The following is an 18,165-nucleotide window of genomic DNA, read 5'->3' as shown; positions in this document are numbered from 1 at the left end:
AAAAAAATGGAGGGCATAGTATAATGAGTAATGCGACACAAAGCGTAGCGGCTGCAAGGATCAATTCCCTGCTTGACGCCAACAGTTTTGTTGAGATCGGACAGGCTGTCACAGCCAGAGCTACAGATTTCAACATGACTGAAAAAAAAGCACCTTCAGACGGTGTGATCACCGGATATGGTGTGATTGACGGCAGTCTGGTGTATGTATACAGCCAGGATGCATCTGTACTGAACGGAACAGTTGGTGAGATGCATGCCAAAAAGATCGCCAAAATTTATGATCTCGCTCTGAAAGTTGGAGCACCTGTTATCGGTCTTGTAGACTGTGCGGGACTTCGTCTTCAGGAGGCTACCGATGCACTTGAGGCATTTGGTGAGATCTATCTGAAACAGACACTGGCATCCGGTGTTATTCCACAGATCACTGCTGTTTTCGGAACATGCGGCGGTGGAATGGCAGTTGTACCGGCTCTTACAGACTTTACATTTGTAGAGGAGAAGAAGGGCAGACTGTTTGTAAACACTCCAAATGCACTGGAAGGAAACAGAGTGGAAAAATGCGATTCAGCTTCCGCACAGTTCCAGAGTGAGGAGACAGGACTTGTTGACGGCATCGGAACAGAAGAGGAGATCCTTGGACAGATCCGTACACTGGTCAGCATGCTTCCGGAGAATAATGAAGATAATGACAGCTTCAAGGAATGCACAGATGACCTGAACAGAGTATGTGATGATATTGCAGGCTGCACAGGCGACACAGCTATTGCGCTTTCAAGAATCGCTGATAATGGTGAGTTTTTTGAAACAAAGGCAGCTTACGGCCAGGATGTCGTAACAGGCTTCCTTCGTCTGAACGGAGCTACCGTTGGCGCTGTTGCAAACAGAAGCGAATCTTACGATGCTGATGGCAATAAGACAGAGATTTCCGACGGAACTCTTTCTGCAAGAGGTGCAAGAAAAGCAGCAGACTTCGTAAAATTCTGTGATGCTTTTGAGATTCCGGTACTTACTCTTACTAATGTAACAGGATTTAAAGCTACACTCTGCAATGAGAAGATGATGGCTAAATCTGTAGGTGAGATGGTACATGCTTTTGCATCTGCAACTGTACCGAAGGTAAATGTTGTAATTGGTAAAGCATACGGAACTGCATACGTTGCCATGAACAGCAAATCTGTCGGAGCAGATATGGTTTATGCATGGGATACAGCTGAGATCGGTATGATGGATGCTTCCCTTGCAGCAAAGATCATGTATGAGGGAGCTGACGCTTCTACACTGAATGAGAAGGCAGCTGAGTACAAAGAACTCCAGAACGGTATCGCATCTGCAGCAGCAAGAGGATATGTGGATACTGTGATCAAAGCAGAAGATACAAGAAAATATGTAATCGGTGCTTTTGAGATGCTGTTCACAAAAAGGGAAGACCGTCCATCCAAAAAGCATGGAACAGTCTAAGTGAGGTGAGCGTATGAGACAGTTTTATAAAAAGATCTCTTCTGTCTGCATGGCACTTCTTTGCGTAGCTGCACTTCTGATCGGATGCACAGCTACTGCATGGGCTGCTGATGAGATTGATGATTCTGTAAAGAGTCAGCTTGTCACAACAACCAAGGGCCTGACGGATGCGATCATCGCAATGTCCGAGGATGATATCCAGGGATATCTGGAATCAGAGGATGCTTTCACACAGAGTGCTGCAAGTGCATGGGATGGCTCCAGAGAAGAGCTTGGTGAGAAAAAAGGTGATATCGAGGAGAAAGATATCACAGTGGAGTATTCCGATGATCAGTATACCGTTGTTGTTCCGGTATCCTTCGAGAAAAACAAAGCGAATTTCACTTATGTATTTGATAAATCAGGAACCCCGACTTCTCTTACAGTTGATGTGAATTATACACTGGCACAGAACATGGAGAAGGCAGCGATGAATACAGTGATGGGTCTCGGAACAGTATTTGTGATCCTGGTATTCCTGATCTTCGTGATCTCTCTTTTCAAATATATTCCCGGACTTGTGGAAGGAAAGAAAAAAGAGAGCAAACCGGCTCCGGCAGCCGCAGCACCGGCTCCGGTTGCAGCACCAGTTGCTGAGCCTGCTGTTGAGGATGTGACAGATGATGGTGAGCTTATTGCCGTGATCGCTGCAGCTATCGCTGCTTCTGAAGGCAAAACAAGCACAGACGGATTCGTAGTACGTTCCATCCGCAAAGTCAACCGCAGAAAAAGATAATCATTATTTAGGAGGATTTTAAAATGAAGAGTTATACAATTACTGTTAACGGAACAGCATATGAAGTTACTGTAGAAGAGAACGGAAACGCAGCAGCTCCAGTTGCAGCAGCACCAAAAGCAGCAGCTCCGGCTCCTAAGGCAGCTCCGGCAGCAGCTCCTAAGGCAGCAGCTCCGGCAGCAGGCGCAGGTTCTGTTAAAGTTTCCGCAGCCGTTCCTGGAAAAGTTGTAAAAATCGTTGCATCTGTTGGACAGAGCGTAAAAGCTGGTGACAGCGTAGTGATCGTTGAGTCCATGAAGATGGAGATCCCGGTTGTTGCTCCTCAGGACGGAACAATCGCCAGCATCGATGTTGCAGAGGGTGCTGCCGTTGAAAATGGAGATACTCTTGCAACAATGAACTAAACAGGAGGTAGACAAATGTCTTATGTAACAAATACCCTGTCAAACCTGATCCATCAGACAGCATTTTTCAACCTTACCTGGGGAAACTACCTGATGATCGCAGTGGCATGTGTGTTCTTATATCTTGCCATTAAACATGGTTTTGAGCCGCTGCTGTTGGTTCCGATCGCTTTTGGTATGCTTCTGGTAAATATTTATCCGGACATTATGCTGAGCATTGAGGATTCATCCAATGGCGTTGGCGGACTTCTTCATTATTTTTACTTAATGGATGAGTGGAGTATTCTTCCTTCACTGATCTTCCTGGGTGTCGGTGCGATGACAGACTTCGGTCCGCTGATCGCAAACCCGATCAGCTTCCTGATGGGAGCAGCTGCACAGCTTGGTATTTACCTTGCATACTTCCTTGCAATTTTCCTTGGATTTAATGGTAAAGCAGCAGCAGCGATCTCTATCATTGGTGGTGCTGACGGCCCGACTTCCATTTTCCTTGCAGGTAAGCTTGGACAGTCTTCTCTTATGGGACCGATCGCAGTGGCAGCATATTCCTATATGTCCCTGGTACCGATCATCCAGCCTCCGATCATGAAGGCATTCACAACAGAGAAAGAGCGTAAGATCAAAATGGCGCAGCTCCGTCCTGTTACAAAACTTGAGAAGATCCTTTTCCCGATCGTTATCACAATCGTTGTTTGCCTGATCCTTCCGACAACAGCTCCCCTTGTTGGTATGCTGATGCTCGGAAACCTGTTCCGTGAGTCCGGAGTTGTTAAACAGCTTTCTGAAACAGCTTCCAACGCTCTTATGTACATCGTAGTAATCCTTCTCGGAACATCTGTAGGTGCTTCCACAAGTGCTGAGGCGTTCCTGAACGTAGATACACTGAAGATCGTAGTTCTTGGTCTTGTTGCCTTTGCCTGCGGTACTTTTGGCGGTGTTATGCTTGGTAAGCTTCTCTGCAAGGTTACTCACGGAAAGATCAATCCTCTGATCGGATCAGCCGGTGTTTCTGCCGTTCCTATGGCAGCCCGTGTATCCCAGAAGGTTGGTGCTGAGGCAGATCCTACAAACTTCCTGCTGATGCATGCGATGGGACCGAACGTTGCTGGTGTTATCGGTACAGCGGTTGCTGCCGGTACATTCATGGCGATTTTTGGTGTCTAACCCATTGTCTTATAAAAATTTGTAAGGAGAATAATTATGGCAGAAATAGAGAAAAAACCTGTGAAAGTTGTGGAAACGATCCTGCGTGACGCTCATCAGTCCCTGATCGCTACACGTATGAGCACAGAGCAGATGCTTCCGATCATTGAGAAGCTTGACAAAGTCGGCTACTATGCAGTAGAGTGCTGGGGCGGTGCTACTTTCGATGCTTCCTTACGTTTCCTGAAAGAGGATCCGTGGGAAAGACTTCGTAAACTTCGTGACGGTTTCAAAAACACAAAGCTTCAGATGCTGTTCCGTGGACAGAACATCCTTGGATATCGTCCATATGCAGATGATGTAGTAGAGTATTTTGTACAGAAATCCGCAGCTAACGGTATCGATATCATCCGTATCTTTGACTGTATGAATGACCTTCGTAACCTTCAGACAGCTGTAAAAGCAGCAAACAAGGAGAAAGCACATGCACAGGTTGCAATGGCTTACACACTTGGTGATGCTTACACACTTGATTACTGGACAGATCTTGCAAAACGTATCGAAGATATGGGTGCAGATTCCATCTGTATCAAAGATATGGCAGGACTTCTTGTTCCGTACAAAGCTACAGAGCTTGTTCAGGCTCTCAAAGAGACTGTTAAGATCCCGATCGATCTTCATTCTCACTATACATCCGGTGTTGCTTCCATGACATATATGAAGGCAGTAGAGGCAGGTGTTGACATCATCGACACAGCAATGTCTCCGTTTGCTCTTGGAACATCCCAGCCTGCAACAGAGGTTATGGTTGAGACCTTCAAGGGAACACCATATGATACAGGATTTGATCAGCAGCTTCTCGCTGAGATCGCTGACTACTTCCGTCCGATGCGTGATGAGGCTCTTGATACAGGTCTTCTCAATCCGAAGAACCTTGGTGTAAACATCAAGACTCTTCTGTATCAGGTACCTGGCGGAATGCTTTCCAACCTGACATCACAGCTGAAAGAGCAGCATGCCGAGGATAAATTCTACGAAGTACTTGAGGAAGTTCCGCGTGTACGTAAAGACCTTGGTGAGCCACCGCTTGTTACACCGTCCTCTCAGATCGTTGGTACACAGGCTGTATTTAACGTGATCATGGGCGAGCGTTACAAGGTTGTCACAAAAGAGACAAAAGACGTGTTAAGTGGTAAGTATGGCGCAACAGCCAGACCGTTCAATCCGGAAGTACAGAAAAAATGTATCGGAGATATTGAACCGATCACATGCCGTCCGGCAGATCTTCTGGAGGATGAGCTTGATAAGCTTGAGAGCGAGATGGCACAGTACAAGGAGCAGGATGAGGATGTTCTCACATATGCACTGTTCCCGCAGGTTGCCATGGACTTCTTTAAATATCGCCAGGCTCAGAAGACAAAAGTTGATGAGACTGTAGCAGATACCAAGAACGGCGCATACCCGGTATAAAGCACACATAGAAATGCAGATGCATTTCAAAACAGGAAAAGGAGCTTGCTGTATGCAGGCTCCTTTGTGCATAAAAAAGATAAAAAAGGCAGGATAACAGGTAATGTCCAAAGTTGCGATCATAGGCGGCGGTGCCGCCGGAATGCTCTGCGGTGTATATGCTGCGCGCAGAGGACACCAGGTTCACATACTGGAAAAAAATGAGAAACTCGGAAAAAAGCTTTTCATCACCGGAAAGGGACGGTGCAACGTCACCAATAATTCAGATACCGAAGAACTTTTTCCGGCAGTGATGTCAAACCGCAAATTTCTTTACAGTGCTTTCTACACCTATGGAAGCAGAGATGTGATGGAATTTTTTGAGGAGGCAGGAGTGCCGCTGAAAACAGAGCGTGGAAACCGGGTTTTTCCGGTATCGGATCATTCATCAGATATTATCCGTGCGCTTGAGCGGGAACTGAAAAAAGCCGGAGCGCAGATCCATCTTCATACAGAGGTAACGGAAGTTTGTACACAGGATGAAAAAGTTACCGGTGTATTACTTTCGGACGGTACCTTTTTTGAAGCGGATACTGTGGTAGTTGCCACAGGCGGGCTTTCCTACCCGTCCACAGGTTCCACAGGAGATGGATATCGTTTTGCTACTGAAACGGGACATAAAGTTGTTTCCCAGTCACCATCACTGGTACCATTGGTGGCAAAAGAAGATTATGTTTCCAAACTTCAGGGCCTTTCCCTTCGGAATGTGGAGCTTACAGTAAAATCCGGCAAAAAAGTTCTCTATAAAGATTTCGGCGAGATGATGTTTACTCATTTCGGAGTGACAGGACCGCTGATCCTTTCCGCCAGTGCCCAGATCGGCAAAAAGCTGGAAAAGGAGCCTTTGGAGGCTTTCCTGGATCTGAAGCCGGCGCTTGATGCAGAACAGCTTGACGCCCGGATCCTGCGTGAATTTGATGCAAATCATAACAAGCAGTTTAAAAATGTGATCGGTGTTCTTTTTCCGTCTTCTCTGACTCCGATCATGATCGAAATTGGCGGTATCCCCGGGGAAAAACCGGTACATGAGATCTCCAGGGAAGAGCGTCAGGCTTTTGGCCGTCTGATCAAGGCTTTTCCGTTTACGATCACGGGAATGGGAGAGTTTAAGGAAGCGATCATCACAAGAGGCGGTGTGTCAGTAAAAGAGATACAGCCATCCACAATGGAATCCAAAAAAATAAAAAATCTGTATTTTACAGGTGAAGTACTGGATCTGGATGCAGTGACCGGTGGCTATAATCTTCAGATCGCATGGTCTACAGCGTATGCGGCAGCTCAGGCGATAGAATAACAGAAAAGAGGAAGGAGCAACGATTATGGGTATTAATATTGCAATTGACGGACCGGCAGGTGCAGGAAAAAGCACAATTGCAAAAAAAGTGGCAAAGGAGCTGTCCTTTATTTATGTAGATACAGGGGCAATGTATCGTGCCATGGCACTTTATCTTCTGGAAAAAGGGATCAGCGGTGACGAAAAAATCTCTGAAGCCTGTCATGATGCGGATATCTCTATCCGTTATGAGAACGGTGAGCAGCAGGTGATCCTTAACGGAAAGAATGTAACTGCGTTCCTCCGTAAGGAAGAGGTAGGAAATATGGCATCTGTAAGCTCTGCAAATCCGGAGGTGCGTGCACATCTTCTGAAGCTGCAGCGCAATCTTGCAGCCGAGAATAATGTAGTTATGGACGGAAGAGATATCGGAACCACCATTCTTCCCAATGCGGAAGTGAAGATCTTTCTGACTGCAAGTGCAAAGACCCGTGCTAGCAGACGATACCTGGAGCTTACAGAGAAGGGTGAAGCCTGCGATATGGATGAGATCCTGAAAGATATCGTTGACAGAGATGAGAGAGATATGAACCGCGCGGTTTCTCCGCTTAAAAAAGCAGAGGATGCTGTTCTTGTTGATTCATCTGAGATGGGAATTGACGAAGTGGTTGAGAGTATCCTTTCCGTATACAGAAAAAGGGTGAATGGATGAACGTAAAAGTTGCAGAAACTGCCGGCTTCTGTTTCGGCGTACAAAGAGCAGTTGACCGTGTTTATGAGCTGATCGGTTCCGATGCAGCACCGATTTATACACTGGGCCCGATCATCCATAATGAGGAGGTTGTCTCAGATCTCGAAAAAAAAGGTGTGGCTGTGATCTGTGAGAAGGATCTTGGCAGCCTGAAGGGCGGCACTGTTGTGATCCGTTCCCATGGAGTAGGCCGCAGGGTTTATAACACGATCAAAAAATATGGTCTCGGATATGTAGATGTTACCTGTCCTTTTGTGCTGAAGATCCACAAGATCGTTGAGAGAGAAAGCTCCAGAGGTGCCCATATTGTGATCATCGGTGATCCGGGCCATCCGGAAGTACAGGGGATCTGCGGATGGTGTCAGGGACCATATACAGTGATCAGAAATGCTGAGGATGCTGAGAAATTCAATATTTCTCCGGAAAAAGAAGTATGTGTAGTGTCCCAGACGACATTTAATTACAACAAATTTCAAGAATTAGTTGAAATTCTCCGCAAAAAGAGTTATGATAATAATGTTTTAAATATTTTAAATATTTTAAACACTATTTGTAATGCTACCGAAGAACGGCAGAAAGAAGCTAAAGCGATAGCCGGAGAGGTAGACACTATGCTGGTCGTAGGTGGCCGACATAGTTCCAATACTCAAAAGCTGTTTGAAATATGTAAAAAGGAATGTGGAAATACTTACTATATACAAACACCTGTAGACTTGGATTCTGAAATGTTCCAATGCAGTAGTTGTGTAGGTATTACAGCAGGGGCTTCCACCCCAAAGAAAATTATTGAGGAGGTTCAAGAACATGTCAGAGTTAAGTTTTGAACAGATGCTGGAAGATTCCGTAAAAACAATCAGAAATGGAGAGATCGTACAGGGTACCGTCATCGATGTTAAAGATGATGAGATCATCCTGAATATCGGCTATAAAGCAGACGGTATCATCACAAAGAACGAGTACACAAACGATTCAAGCGTTGTGCTTACAGACGTTGTTAAACCTGGCGATACCATGGAAGCAAAGGTTCTCAAAGTAAACGACGGAGAGGGACAGGTTACACTTACCTACAAACGTCTTGCTGCAGAGAAAGGCAACAAACGTCTTGAGGAGGCATTCGAGAACCAGGAGGTTCTGAAGGCTCCTGTAACACAGGTACTTGACGGTGGTCTTTGTGTCAATGTTGAGGAAGCAAGAGTATTCATTCCTGCAAGCCTTGTATCTGACACATATGAGAAAGATCTTTCCAAATATGCAGATCAGGAGATCGAGTTCGTTATCACAGAGTTCAACCCAAGAAGACGCCGTATCATCGGTAACCGCAAACAGCTTCTTCTTGCTGAGAAAGCTGAGAAACAGAAAGAGCTTCTTGCTAAGATCAACGTAGGCGATAAAGTTGAGGGTGTTGTTAAGAATGTTACAGATTTCGGTGCATTCATCGACCTCGGCGGAGCAGACGGACTTCTTCACATCTCTGAGATGTCCTGGGGCAGAGTAGAGAACCCGAAGAAGGTATTCAACGTAGGTGATAAAGTTACAGTTCTTATCAAAGATATCAACGGAGACAAGATCGCACTTTCCCTTAAATTCCCGGAGGAGAACCCATGGCTTACAGCTGCTGAGGACTTCGCAGTAGGAAACGTAGTAAAGGGCAAAGTTGCACGTATGACAGATTTCGGTGCATTTGTTGAGCTTGCACCTGGAGTAGATGCTCTTCTTCATGTATCTCAGATCTCCAGAGAGCACGTTGCGAAACCATCTGATGTACTTTCCATCGGTCAGGAGATCGAGGCTAAGGTTGTTGATTTCAATGGCGAAGACAGAAAGATCAGCCTCAGCATGAAAGCACTCGAGGATAATTCTGCAGAGCAGACAGAGGAGTAATTTCTCAGAAGCTGTACAGCAGATGAATATTTTGAATTTCAGAGGCCGTCACATTTATTGTGACGGCCTTTTTTAATTGGAATTTCGTAACAGAGATATTATTTAAGAACAGAAAGATAATATGGCAGGCAGTGTTTCAGATAGGTTTTCTGTTTTAAAGGATCATGCAGAAAAGCTTCTGTTACAGGAAACCAGGTATAACAGTTGTCCCTTTTGGCAGGCCTTCGGAGCTTTTTATCCATGCAGGCACTTAAGGTTTTTGGTATTGCAGTGTCTTCGGAAGGGATGTAATCGTAATCTTTATAATTGGAATAATATTGCTTTAAACGTCCATTTTGAAGCTTCACAAGAAGACGGACACGGTTATTCTGTCCGATTATGTAGAATTCTTCACTATGATTTGAAAATTCAACAGGCAGATCGTAATTAGTTTTAATGGTAAAGGCCAATTGATCGTCTTGAATTTCACAATTTAGTGCTTCGTAATCTTCATTGAAAAGAGCAAGATAGGACAGCATGGAGAAAATTTTTCCAAGTCCCAGAAGATCTTCCCGGTTATGTCCCATAACGATCTCTGCCGCTTCCGGTTTCTTTCCGGAAGCGAATTGTTTGTAAAGACGGATGCAGGCACCTCCATCATAGTAGTTCCGTTCAGTAATACCGAGAAATGATTCCATGGAAGGCTGATTCATCCGTGAAAGCTTCAGAAGTCCCTTGAGCGGCTTTAGTTCCCGGTAAAGATCCAGAGATGGCAGCTCCGTAAAAGGGGAAGAGAGTCCGTGGATCTGATATCGTGCATCCAGATAAGGCTGGTCAAAGCTGTCACCGTTATATTGGATCGTACATGAAAAATCCTGAAGGAATTCAGAAAATGTTTTCAGAAGTTCAGGTTCTTCCTCTTCGTTTTCAATCATCCACTGGTACATCTGCCAGTTGTTTCCTTCGTAGGCTACAGCACCGATCAGATACAGAAAAGTGGAATTTCGTGATAGTCCTGTAGTTTCAATATCATAGAAAAGCGGTACAAAACGCTCTGAAAATCCATGATTTTTAGTCAATTTTTTAACAGTCTCAAAGTCTGGAAACCCTTGTAAAATCGGCATTTTTTTAACGATCATGTTAATTTTCTCCTTTATGGATTGTATCTGATTATACACAAAAAAATTGCTTTTCAATAGTGCAATTTAAAGTGAAATGAGTTATAGTTATTAGTAGAGTTGATGATAAAAAACAGGAAATGGTACTGGATTTATGTGGGGATTGACAGTGAAAAAATGACTATTATCGCTTCATAAATTGGTTATTCATTTACAGCTTTTTTATGAGCTGGTGAATATCTTCTACCGAAGTATATCACAGGATCGTGTCTGGATTCAACCTTTCATACATATCCTGCTCAAAGCAGAAGCTACTTTGTTACTGTTCGCTGGTAATGTTTCGCGAAATGATTTATGGGAGCGAAATAGATCTTGTTTGTCTTGGATGAAATAAGAAAAGGAAAATCAGAAACACAGAATCAACTTAAAAAAAGAGTATATGCGCAACGCAGAAATACCATGTACATGTACTTGCAAAAATAAAGGAGGAGATGAGATCTATGGCATTTTTAACCTTCAGGGGTGGTATCCATCCTTATGACGGCAAAGATTTGTCAAAAAACTGTCCTGTCGAGAAGTATCTGCCGAAGGGAGATCTGGCAATTCTTGTTTCTCAGCACATCGGAGCTCCGGCCAAGCCGATCGTAAAAAAAGGTGATCATGTGCTTGCAGGACAGAAAATCGCAGAAGCAGGAGGATTTGTTTCCGCACCGATACACTCGTCTGTATCAGGAACCGTAAAGGGAATCGAGAAACGTCTGACCGCAGTAGGCGCCATGGGTGATGCGATCATCATTGAGAATGACGGTCTGTACGAATCTGTGGAATATGCACCTGCAAAGCTTTCGGATCTTTCCAAGGAGGATATCCTGAAAAGGATTCAGGAAGGCGGAGTTGTTGGTCAGGGTGGTGCAGGTTTCCCGACACATGTAAAGCTCTCACCAAAGGAACCCGACAAGATCGATCATATCCTAGTCAACGGTGCGGAATGTGAGCCTTATATCACCAGTGACTACCGAAGGATGATGGAAGAACCGGAAAGCATTGTTGGTGGTCTGGAAGTAATCCTGAAAGCTTTCCCGAAGGCAGTGGGATGTATCTGTATCGAGGACAACAAACCGGATTGTATTGCCAGGATGAAAGAAGCCATCAAAGGCAAAGAGCGTATGGAAGTAAAAGAGCTTAAGACCAAATACCCACAGGGTGGTGAACGTACGCTGATCTATGCGGTAACAGGCAGAGAGATCAATTCCACTATGCTTCCGGCAGACGTAGGATGCGTGGTTGATAACGTAGAGACTGTTACTTCTGTTTATAAGGCAGTGATCCTCGGACAGCCGGTCATCAGCCGTAATGTAACGGTTACCGGAGACGGAATCCGCACACCGAAGAACTTTTCCGTTCTTACAGGCACAGATCTGTCTGAACTGGTAGATGCTGCAGGAGGACTGAAGGAAAAGATCGCAAAAGCAATCTCCGGCGGACCGATGATGGGATTTGCGCTGTATGATCTTCATATTCCATGTACGAAGACAACTTCTTCCCTGCTTTTCCTGGAGCGTGACGCAGTTTCCGAGGCGAAGCAGATCCAGACTGCATGTATCAATTGCGGACGTTGTGTAAGCGTCTGTCCGGGCCATGTGGTTCCGGCCCGCCTTGCAACTCTTGCAGAACACGGTGATATGGCAGGCTTCGAAAAAATGGATGGTATGGAATGCTGCGAGTGCGGCTGCTGCAGTTACATCTGTCCGGCCAAACGACCTCTGACTCAGAGTATTAAATCTATGAGAAAAATGGTTCTTGCAGAGCGCAAGAAAAAGAAATAGGGGGAGGAATAACAATGGAACAAATGTATAACGTATCATCTAATCCCCATATCAGGGATAAAATGACCACCAGCCGTATTATGCAGCTGGTAGTGATCGCACTTCTGCCGACAACACTTTTCGGTATCTGGAACTTTGGAGTGCATGCACTCCTTGTAGTGCTGGCGACGGTTGCATCCAGTGTGTTTTTTGAATGGCTGTATGACCGACTGATGCATAAAAAGAATACAACTACTGATTTCAGTGCAGTTGTAACAGGACTTCTGCTTGCACTGAACATGCCGCCCCAGATCCCGATCTGGATGCCGATCCTTGGCAGTGCTTTTGCGATCATTGTTGTAAAACAGCTGTTCGGTGGACTTGGACAGAACTTTATGAACCCGGCTCTTGCAGGAAGATGTTTCCTTATGATCTCTTTTGCCGGAAAAATGACCAACTTTGCAGTTTCCAAAAGCTCCCATGCTGTTGTAGATGCGGTTACACAGGCAACACCTCTGGCAGCGCTTAAAAGCCAGGGATTCATTGAGGGGACTTCTATTCCTGTAAAGAATCTGTTCCTTGGTAATATCCAGGGTACCATCGGTGAGACTTCTGCCCTGGCGATCCTCATCGGTGCAGTGATCCTTCTCGCATTTAAGATCATCGATCTGAAGGTACCTCTTACATATATTGGAAGTTTTGCAGTATTTGTCATTTTCTATATGTTGGGAACAGGCAAAGGCTTTGATGTAAACTATCTTTTAAGCCATATCTTTGGAGGAGGTCTGATGCTTGGAGCCTGGTTTATGGCAACAGATTATGTGACAACGCCGATCACTCCGAAAGGTCAGCTGGTATATGGCTGCTGCCTCGGTATCGTGACAGCGGTATTCCGTCTCTTTGGTGGTTCCGCAGAGGGTGTTTCCTATGCGATCATTTTCTGCAATCTTCTGGTTCCGCTTATTGAAAAAGTAACAAAACCGGTTGCTTTTGGAAAAGGAGGCAAGAAATAATGGGTAAGATTATCAGAAATACATTGATCCTTACGATCATTACAGTAGTTGCCGGCCTTGGCCTTGGACTGGTTTACGAAGTTACCAAAGAACCCATTGCAAGAACCGAGGAACAGGCAAAAAAAGAAGCATGGCAGACTGTATTCAGTGATGTAAGTCTGGAAGATTTTAAAGCTGTAGATGTAGACAAGGAAGCAGCAGATAAAACAGCTGCAGATCTTGGAATCAAAGCAACCGTAGATGAAGTCTGTGAAGCAGCAGATGAAGGCTATGTGGTAACTGTAACCGATAAAGAGGGTTACGGCGGTGATATCCAGATCACAGTTGGTGTAACAAAAGACGGTACCGTCAGCGGCGTTTCCATTCTTTCCATCAGTGAGACTGCTGGACTTGGAATGCGTGCTACAGAAGCGAAGTTTCAGGAACAGTATGTTGGAAAGAATACCGATAAATTCTATGTATCCAAGGACGGCGGCGAAGGTGAGCCTATTGATGCTATCAGTGGTGCGACCATCACATCCAGAGCTTTTACCGGTGCAGTCAATACAGCTATCGGCTATTGCAAAAACGCATTTTAGGAGGGTAGTTGAATATGAATAATTGTGGTGAAAGATTAAAAAACGGCATTATAACCGAAAATCCGATTTTCGTCCTGATGCTTGGTATGTGTCCTACCCTTGCGGTAACGACTTCTGCGATCAATGGTATTGGTATGGGACTTTCCACAACCGTAGTTCTGGTTATGTCAAACATGCTCATCTCCATGCTGCGTAAGGTTATTCCGGACTCTGTCAGAATGCCGGCCTTTATCGTAGTTGTAGCATCTTTTGTAACTATCGTACAGTTTCTGATGGAAGGCTTTACTCCTTCTCTTTATGAGTCACTTGGAATTTACATTCCACTGATCGTTGTTAACTGTATCATTCTGGGACGTGCAGAGAGTTATGCTTCCAAGAACCCTGTCCTTCCGTCTATCTTTGACGGACTTGGAATGGGTCTTGGCTTTACAGTGGGCCTGGTTGCCATTGGTCTTGTAAGAGAGATCCTTGGTTCCGGAAAGGCTTTCGGAGCACAGATCATTCCGGTTGCTGATGCAGCTACCGGTGCTGCCGGCTATACCCCGATCACTATCTTTATCCTTGCACCTGGAGCATTTCTGGTTCTTGCCGGACTTGCAGCAATCCAGAACAAAGTAAAGATCAACATGGCAAAGAAGGGCAAAGATGTTTCCAAGATCCAGTCCGGCTGTGGCTCCAATTGTGCGACCTGCGGCGGATGTCCTTCCGACAAAGAATAAAAAGGGGGAATAGAAAATGGCAAGCTTGATGTTGATCGCAATTGGTTCTGCGCTTTGCAGTAACGTTGTATTGAGTCAGTTCTTGGGAATCTGTTCTTTCCTTGGAGTTTCCAAGAAAACAGAAACCGCAGCCGGCATGGGTGGTGCAGTTGTGTTTGTTATTACTATTGCATCTTTTGTTGCAGGACTGCTTTATAAATTCATCCTGGTACCGACCCATTTTGAGTATCTGAAAACGATCGTATTTATCCTGGTTATCGCGGCACTGGTACAGATCGTAGAAATGTTTCTCAAGAAATTTGTACCATCCCTTTACAAGGCACTTGGTGTATACCTTCCTCTGATCACAACAAACTGTGCAGTTCTTGGTGTAGCACTGAACAATGTTAAATATGAATACAGCATTCTTGAAAGTGTTGTCAACGGATTTGCCACAGGTGTAGGTTACCTGATCGCAATTGTATTACTTGCGGGAATCCGTGAAAAAATGGAATACAACGATATTCCGGAATCCTTCCAGGGTATGCCGATCGTTCTGCTTACGGCAGCACTGATGGCTATTGCATTCTTTGGATTCTCCGGAATCGTATAGGAGGAAGAAGAGCATGAGTATAACAGGAATTATTATGGCTGCAGTCATTGTCGGCGGTACTGGTTTATTCATTGGTATCTTCCTCGGACTTGCAGACAAGAAATTAACCGTTAAGGTAGATGAAAAGGAAGAAGCCATTCTCGGCGTTCTTCCAGGAAATAACTGTGGTGGTTGTGGATATCCGGGATGTTCCGGACTCGCTGCCGCAATTGCAAAGGGAGAAGCTCCTGTAGATCAGTGTCCGGTTGGCGGTGCTCCTGTTGCAGCCAAGATTGGCGCGATCATGGGACAGGAAGTAAAAGAAACCGCACGTCAGGTTGCTTTTGTAAAATGTGCGGGAACCTGTGATAAGACGACTGTGAAATATGAATACACAGGTGTGGAAGACTGCGAGATGATGGCTTTCATCCCTGGCAGCGGTGCAAAAAACTGTACATTTGGATGTATGGGCTTCGGAAGCTGTGTAAAGGCATGTCCATTTGATGCGATCCATATAGTGAATGGTATTGCGGTCGTAGATCAGGAAGCATGTAAAGCCTGTGGCAAATGTGTTGCCAAATGTCCACGTCACCTGATCGAGCTGGTACCATATGACAAACAGACACGTGTAGCCTGCAGCTCCCACGCAAAAGGTAAGGCAGTTACAGCTGCCTGCGAGCTTGGCTGTATCGGCTGTAAAAAATGTGAAAAGAATTGTCCGTCCGAGGCGATCACAGTTACCGATTTCTGTGCGCACATCGATTACGATAAGTGTACAGGCTGCGGTAAATGTAAGGAAGTTTGCCCAAGACATGTGATTCTGTAAAACAAAAAAGAACTGCCTGTCACGGAAGTTTTCCGAGTGACGTGGCAGTTCTTTTTTTGGAATAAAGCATGTTGTGCCCGATAATGCATAAATAAAATAAATACATACAAATTTTTGGTTATATTTCAATGAAAAATTGCAGTTTCCGGTTAAAAATATTTGACCGGTGAATTTCAAGGGGCTATAATAGGATATAAATATTCAGTATACTTCAAGGAGAACGAAATTCATGAGTAAGATTATTTTAACTGGCGACCGCCCGACGGGGCGCCTTCATGTAGGTCATTATGTTGGATCTCTGGCAGAGCGTGTGAAGCTGCAGAATTCCGGCTTATATGATGAGATTTATATTATGATCGCAGATGCCCAGGCACTTACAGATAATGCAGAGCATCCGGAGAAAGTACGCCATAACATTCTTCAGGTTGCTCTGGACTATCTGGCATGCGGGCTTGATCCGGAGAAATCCAATATTTTTATCCAGTCCATGGTTCCGGAGCTGACAGAACTTACCTTTTATTATATGAATCTGGTTACGGTAGCACGAGTACAGCGTAATCCTACCGTTAAATCCGAGATTAAGATGCGTAATTTTGAAGCCAGCATTCCGGTAGGCTTTTTCTGCTATCCGATCAGTCAGGCTGCTGATATTACTGCCTTTCGTGCAACACATGTACCGGTAGGTGAAGATCAGCTTCCGATGCTTGAGCAGTGCAAGGAGATCGTCCATAAATTCAATACGGTTTATGGTGACACACTGACAGATCCGGAAATTGTTCTTTCTTCCAATAAAGCATGCTTACGTCTTCCGGGAATTGACGGAAAGGCTAAGATGAGTAAATCTCTCGGAAACTGCATCTATCTGTCTGATGAAGAAGATGTTGTGAAGAAAAAGATCATGTCCATGTTTACAGATCCGAACCATCTTCGTGTTCAGGATCCTGGTCGTGTAGAGGGAAATCCGGTATTTATCTATCTGGATGCCTTCAGCCGCCCGGAACATTTTGCTGAATTTCTGCCAGAGTATCAGAATCTGGATGAACTTAAGGCTCACTATCAGAGAGGTGGCCTTGGTGATGTGAAAGTCAAGAAGTTCCTGAATAATGTTATGCAGGCAGAGCTTGGCCCGATCCGTGAAAGAAGGAAAATGTGGGAGCAGCGAACCGAAGATGTGTTCGATATCCTGAAAGCCGGTACAGAGGTTGCCAGAGAAAAAGCTGCCGCAACGCTTCATGATGTCCGTTCTTCTATGCGGATCAATTATTTTGAGGATCAGGATTTCCTTAATCAGTGATAGAAAACAGCGAGAGGAATCACAGGCTTGTATATAGGATCAACCCGGAGATTGTATTCCGGGTTGATTTTTTTTGAAAATTATGTTACTATTGCGTTCATATGGGAAACAGATGTTCAGCTGTTTCAGGGAAGGAGCCTTGAGATTTGATTTCTTTTGTAAAAGGTACTGTAGCAGATATCGGTGAAAATTGTCTGGTTGTGGAAAATGGCGGAATTGGTTATGAGATTTATATGACAGGACAGGATCTTGGGAAAGCGCGGATAGGCGATGAAAAGAAGATCCATACCTTTCTCTATGTGCGGGAGGATATTCTGCAGCTATATGGTTTTTTTTCGAAGGATGATCTTGGCATGTTCAAGCTTTTGATCGGTGTCAACGGAGTCGGACCTAAAGGCGCTCTGGGTATCCTTTCCGGGATCAGTGCAGACGAGCTTCGTTTTGCAGTGCTTTCCGATGATGTAAAAACAATCTCCAAGGCCCCTGGAATTGGGAAAAAGACAGCCCAGAAAATGATCCTGGAGCTGAAAGACAAGCTGAAGCTGGAAGATGCTTTTGAGATGAAACTGGCGCATCAGCAGGAAGAAGCAGCTGAGGGAGCATCTGATCTGAGGGATAGTCGTCAGGAAGCGGTGGAGGCGCTTGTCGCATTAGGATACAGTTCTGCAGATGCCCTTCGTGCAGTACGAAAGGTACCGGAAGATGTGCCGGCAGATGATGTAGAAGCAATTCTTCGGGCTGCACTGAAAAATTTTTAACAAATGTAGCAAGAATTCTCCCACCTCTTCAGATGGTGAGATGAATTGCACATCTGAGCATATCTGCTTAAAAAAATCTCTATAGTATAAAAGAAACACTTGTTCTCCTTTCCCTGATGTAGTATACTGAAAAAGAACAATTAGTTCATAAATACATATCCGTCGATATAAGAAAAAGGATGATAAATATAATGGAGTTAGACCATGAAAGATGCATTCTGGAGTCAGATCTTCTGTCTGCTCAGTGCAGGCGGAGCAACGATTGAAACGATACGGCAGTATATAGAAAGCCAGGGTGAGAAGAATGA

The 18,165-nt window shown here is 44.9% G+C and carries 18 protein-coding genes and 1 pseudogene; 18 read left to right on the top strand and 1 reads right to left on the bottom strand.

Annotation, left to right across the window (positions count from 1 at the left end):
• Window positions 1-23 precede the first annotated feature (23 nt).
• The 9 genes from NCY57_RS13805 to rpsA all read left to right on the top strand — a co-directional run bounded on the left by NCY57_RS13805 (window position 24) and on the right by rpsA (window position 9,196).
• Window positions 24-1,460 (top strand): acyl-CoA carboxylase subunit beta, encoded by a 1,437-nt coding sequence (locus NCY57_RS13805; protein ID WP_021650515.1) that lies wholly within the window; start codon window positions 24-26, stop codon window positions 1,458-1,460.
• 13 nt (window positions 1,461-1,473) lie between these two features.
• Window positions 1,474-2,235: an OadG family transporter subunit gene (locus tag NCY57_RS13800; protein ID WP_161208393.1), complete on the top strand. Its 762-nt coding sequence runs from the start codon at window positions 1,474-1,476 to the stop codon at window positions 2,233-2,235.
• 23 nt (window positions 2,236-2,258) lie between these two features.
• Window positions 2,259-2,639, top strand: a complete 381-nt coding sequence (locus NCY57_RS13795) for a biotin/lipoyl-containing protein (protein ID WP_015524870.1) — start codon at window positions 2,259-2,261, stop codon at window positions 2,637-2,639.
• 15 nt (window positions 2,640-2,654) lie between these two features.
• On the top strand, window positions 2,655-3,803 hold the full coding sequence (locus NCY57_RS13790) for a sodium ion-translocating decarboxylase subunit beta (protein ID WP_015524871.1): 1,149 nt from the start codon (window positions 2,655-2,657) through the stop codon (window positions 3,801-3,803).
• Between the two features lie 36 nt (window positions 3,804-3,839).
• A complete protein-coding gene (locus NCY57_RS13785; protein ID WP_015524872.1) occupies window positions 3,840-5,252 on the top strand; it encodes an oxaloacetate decarboxylase subunit alpha in 1,413 nt (470 codons plus the stop codon).
• Between the two features lie 103 nt (window positions 5,253-5,355).
• Complete coding sequence (locus NCY57_RS13780) at window positions 5,356-6,585, top strand: NAD(P)/FAD-dependent oxidoreductase (RefSeq protein ID WP_227588685.1); 1,230 nt, start codon at window positions 5,356-5,358, stop codon at window positions 6,583-6,585.
• Between the two features lie 25 nt (window positions 6,586-6,610).
• A complete protein-coding gene (cmk, locus tag NCY57_RS13775; protein WP_015524874.1) occupies window positions 6,611-7,276 on the top strand; it encodes a (d)CMP kinase in 666 nt (221 codons plus the stop codon).
• Entirely contained in the window at window positions 7,273-8,139 is an 867-nt protein-coding gene (gene ispH, locus NCY57_RS13770) for a 4-hydroxy-3-methylbut-2-enyl diphosphate reductase (protein WP_138277486.1), read from the top strand. Before cmk ends, ispH begins: the two co-directional genes overlap by 4 nt.
• Window positions 8,120-9,196: a 30S ribosomal protein S1 gene (rpsA, locus tag NCY57_RS13765; protein ID WP_015524876.1), complete on the top strand. Its 1,077-nt coding sequence runs from the start codon at window positions 8,120-8,122 to the stop codon at window positions 9,194-9,196. The genes ispH and rpsA overlap by 20 nt, the downstream gene beginning before the upstream one ends.
• A 98-nt stretch (window positions 9,197-9,294) precedes the next feature.
• Here the strand turns inward: rpsA and NCY57_RS13760 are convergent, their stop codons facing one another.
• The gene (locus tag NCY57_RS13760; protein WP_110102317.1) at window positions 9,295-10,314 is read right to left on the bottom strand and encodes a ribonuclease H-like domain-containing protein; all 1,020 of its coding nucleotides are present in this window, start codon (window positions 10,312-10,314) and stop codon (window positions 9,295-9,297) included.
• Window positions 10,315-10,793: 479 nt separating this feature from the next.
• Between NCY57_RS13760 and rsxC the strand changes: the two genes are divergently transcribed.
• The 9 genes and pseudogenes from rsxC to NCY57_RS13715 form a co-directional block, all read left to right on the top strand.
• Window positions 10,794-12,119 (top strand): electron transport complex subunit RsxC, encoded by a 1,326-nt coding sequence (gene rsxC, locus NCY57_RS13755; protein ID WP_021650509.1) that lies wholly within the window; start codon window positions 10,794-10,796, stop codon window positions 12,117-12,119.
• 14 nt (window positions 12,120-12,133) lie between these two features.
• Entirely contained in the window at window positions 12,134-13,111 is a 978-nt protein-coding gene (locus NCY57_RS13750) for an RnfABCDGE type electron transport complex subunit D (protein ID WP_173739624.1), read from the top strand.
• The gene (locus NCY57_RS13745) at window positions 13,111-13,689 is read left to right on the top strand and encodes an RnfABCDGE type electron transport complex subunit G (RefSeq protein WP_118513492.1); all 579 of its coding nucleotides are present in this window, start codon (window positions 13,111-13,113) and stop codon (window positions 13,687-13,689) included. Before NCY57_RS13750 ends, NCY57_RS13745 begins: the two co-directional genes overlap by 1 nt.
• Window positions 13,690-13,703: 14 nt before the next feature.
• Entirely contained in the window at window positions 13,704-14,408 is a 705-nt protein-coding gene (gene rsxE / locus NCY57_RS13740) for an electron transport complex subunit RsxE (protein WP_015524883.1), read from the top strand.
• A gap of 16 nt (window positions 14,409-14,424) precedes the next feature.
• Window positions 14,425-15,000 carry an electron transport complex protein RnfA gene (locus NCY57_RS13735; RefSeq protein ID WP_015524884.1) on the top strand — a complete coding sequence of 192 codons (576 nt, stop codon included), beginning with the start codon at window positions 14,425-14,427 and terminating at the stop codon, window positions 14,998-15,000.
• 13 nt (window positions 15,001-15,013) lie between these two features.
• Complete coding sequence (locus tag NCY57_RS13730) at window positions 15,014-15,805, top strand: RnfABCDGE type electron transport complex subunit B (protein ID WP_118608844.1); 792 nt, start codon at window positions 15,014-15,016, stop codon at window positions 15,803-15,805.
• A 229-nt stretch (window positions 15,806-16,034) separates the two neighbouring features.
• Complete coding sequence (gene trpS / locus NCY57_RS13725; protein ID WP_015524886.1) at window positions 16,035-17,099, top strand: tryptophan--tRNA ligase; 1,065 nt, start codon at window positions 16,035-16,037, stop codon at window positions 17,097-17,099.
• Window positions 17,100-17,245: 146 nt separating this feature from the next.
• Window positions 17,246-17,857: a Holliday junction branch migration protein RuvA gene (gene ruvA, locus NCY57_RS13720; RefSeq protein WP_022426699.1), complete on the top strand. Its 612-nt coding sequence runs from the start codon at window positions 17,246-17,248 to the stop codon at window positions 17,855-17,857.
• A gap of 207 nt (window positions 17,858-18,064) precedes the next feature.
• A pseudogene (locus tag NCY57_RS13715) lies at window positions 18,065-18,165 on the top strand (transposase); the annotation flags it as partial.

The sequence above is a fragment of the Blautia sp. MB18-30 genome (assembly GCF_023669475.1).
GTDB classification, from domain to species: Bacteria; Bacillota; Clostridia; order Lachnospirales; family Lachnospiraceae; genus Blautia_A; species Blautia_A fusiformis.
This window is presented reverse-complemented; position numbering and strand designations above follow the sequence as displayed.

Excerpts from the sequence above, each read along its gene's own strand:
- NCY57_RS13805 (WP_021650515.1), top strand. The coding sequence starts at position 24 with ATGAGTAATGCGACACAAAGCGTAGCGGCTGCAAGGATCAATTCCCTG.
- NCY57_RS13800 (WP_161208393.1), top strand. The coding sequence starts at position 1,474 with ATGAGACAGTTTTATAAAAAGATCTCTTCTGTCTGCATGGCACTTCTT.
- NCY57_RS13795 (WP_015524870.1), top strand. The coding sequence starts at position 2,259 with ATGAAGAGTTATACAATTACTGTTAACGGAACAGCATATGAAGTTACT.
- NCY57_RS13790 (WP_015524871.1), top strand. The coding sequence starts at position 2,655 with ATGTCTTATGTAACAAATACCCTGTCAAACCTGATCCATCAGACAGCA.
- NCY57_RS13785 (WP_015524872.1), top strand. The coding sequence starts at position 3,840 with ATGGCAGAAATAGAGAAAAAACCTGTGAAAGTTGTGGAAACGATCCTG.
- NCY57_RS13780 (WP_227588685.1), top strand. The coding sequence starts at position 5,356 with ATGTCCAAAGTTGCGATCATAGGCGGCGGTGCCGCCGGAATGCTCTGC.
- cmk (WP_015524874.1), top strand. The coding sequence starts at position 6,611 with ATGGGTATTAATATTGCAATTGACGGACCGGCAGGTGCAGGAAAAAGC.
- ispH (WP_138277486.1), top strand. The coding sequence starts at position 7,273 with ATGAACGTAAAAGTTGCAGAAACTGCCGGCTTCTGTTTCGGCGTACAA.
- rpsA (WP_015524876.1), top strand. The coding sequence starts at position 8,120 with ATGTCAGAGTTAAGTTTTGAACAGATGCTGGAAGATTCCGTAAAAACA.
- NCY57_RS13760 (WP_110102317.1), bottom strand. The coding sequence starts at position 10,314 with ATGATCGTTAAAAAAATGCCGATTTTACAAGGGTTTCCAGACTTTGAG.
- rsxC (WP_021650509.1), top strand. The coding sequence starts at position 10,794 with ATGGCATTTTTAACCTTCAGGGGTGGTATCCATCCTTATGACGGCAAA.
- NCY57_RS13750 (WP_173739624.1), top strand. The coding sequence starts at position 12,134 with ATGGAACAAATGTATAACGTATCATCTAATCCCCATATCAGGGATAAA.
- NCY57_RS13745 (WP_118513492.1), top strand. The coding sequence starts at position 13,111 with ATGGGTAAGATTATCAGAAATACATTGATCCTTACGATCATTACAGTA.
- rsxE (WP_015524883.1), top strand. The coding sequence starts at position 13,704 with ATGAATAATTGTGGTGAAAGATTAAAAAACGGCATTATAACCGAAAAT.
- NCY57_RS13735 (WP_015524884.1), top strand. The coding sequence starts at position 14,425 with ATGGCAAGCTTGATGTTGATCGCAATTGGTTCTGCGCTTTGCAGTAAC.
- NCY57_RS13730 (WP_118608844.1), top strand. The coding sequence starts at position 15,014 with ATGAGTATAACAGGAATTATTATGGCTGCAGTCATTGTCGGCGGTACT.
- trpS (WP_015524886.1), top strand. The coding sequence starts at position 16,035 with ATGAGTAAGATTATTTTAACTGGCGACCGCCCGACGGGGCGCCTTCAT.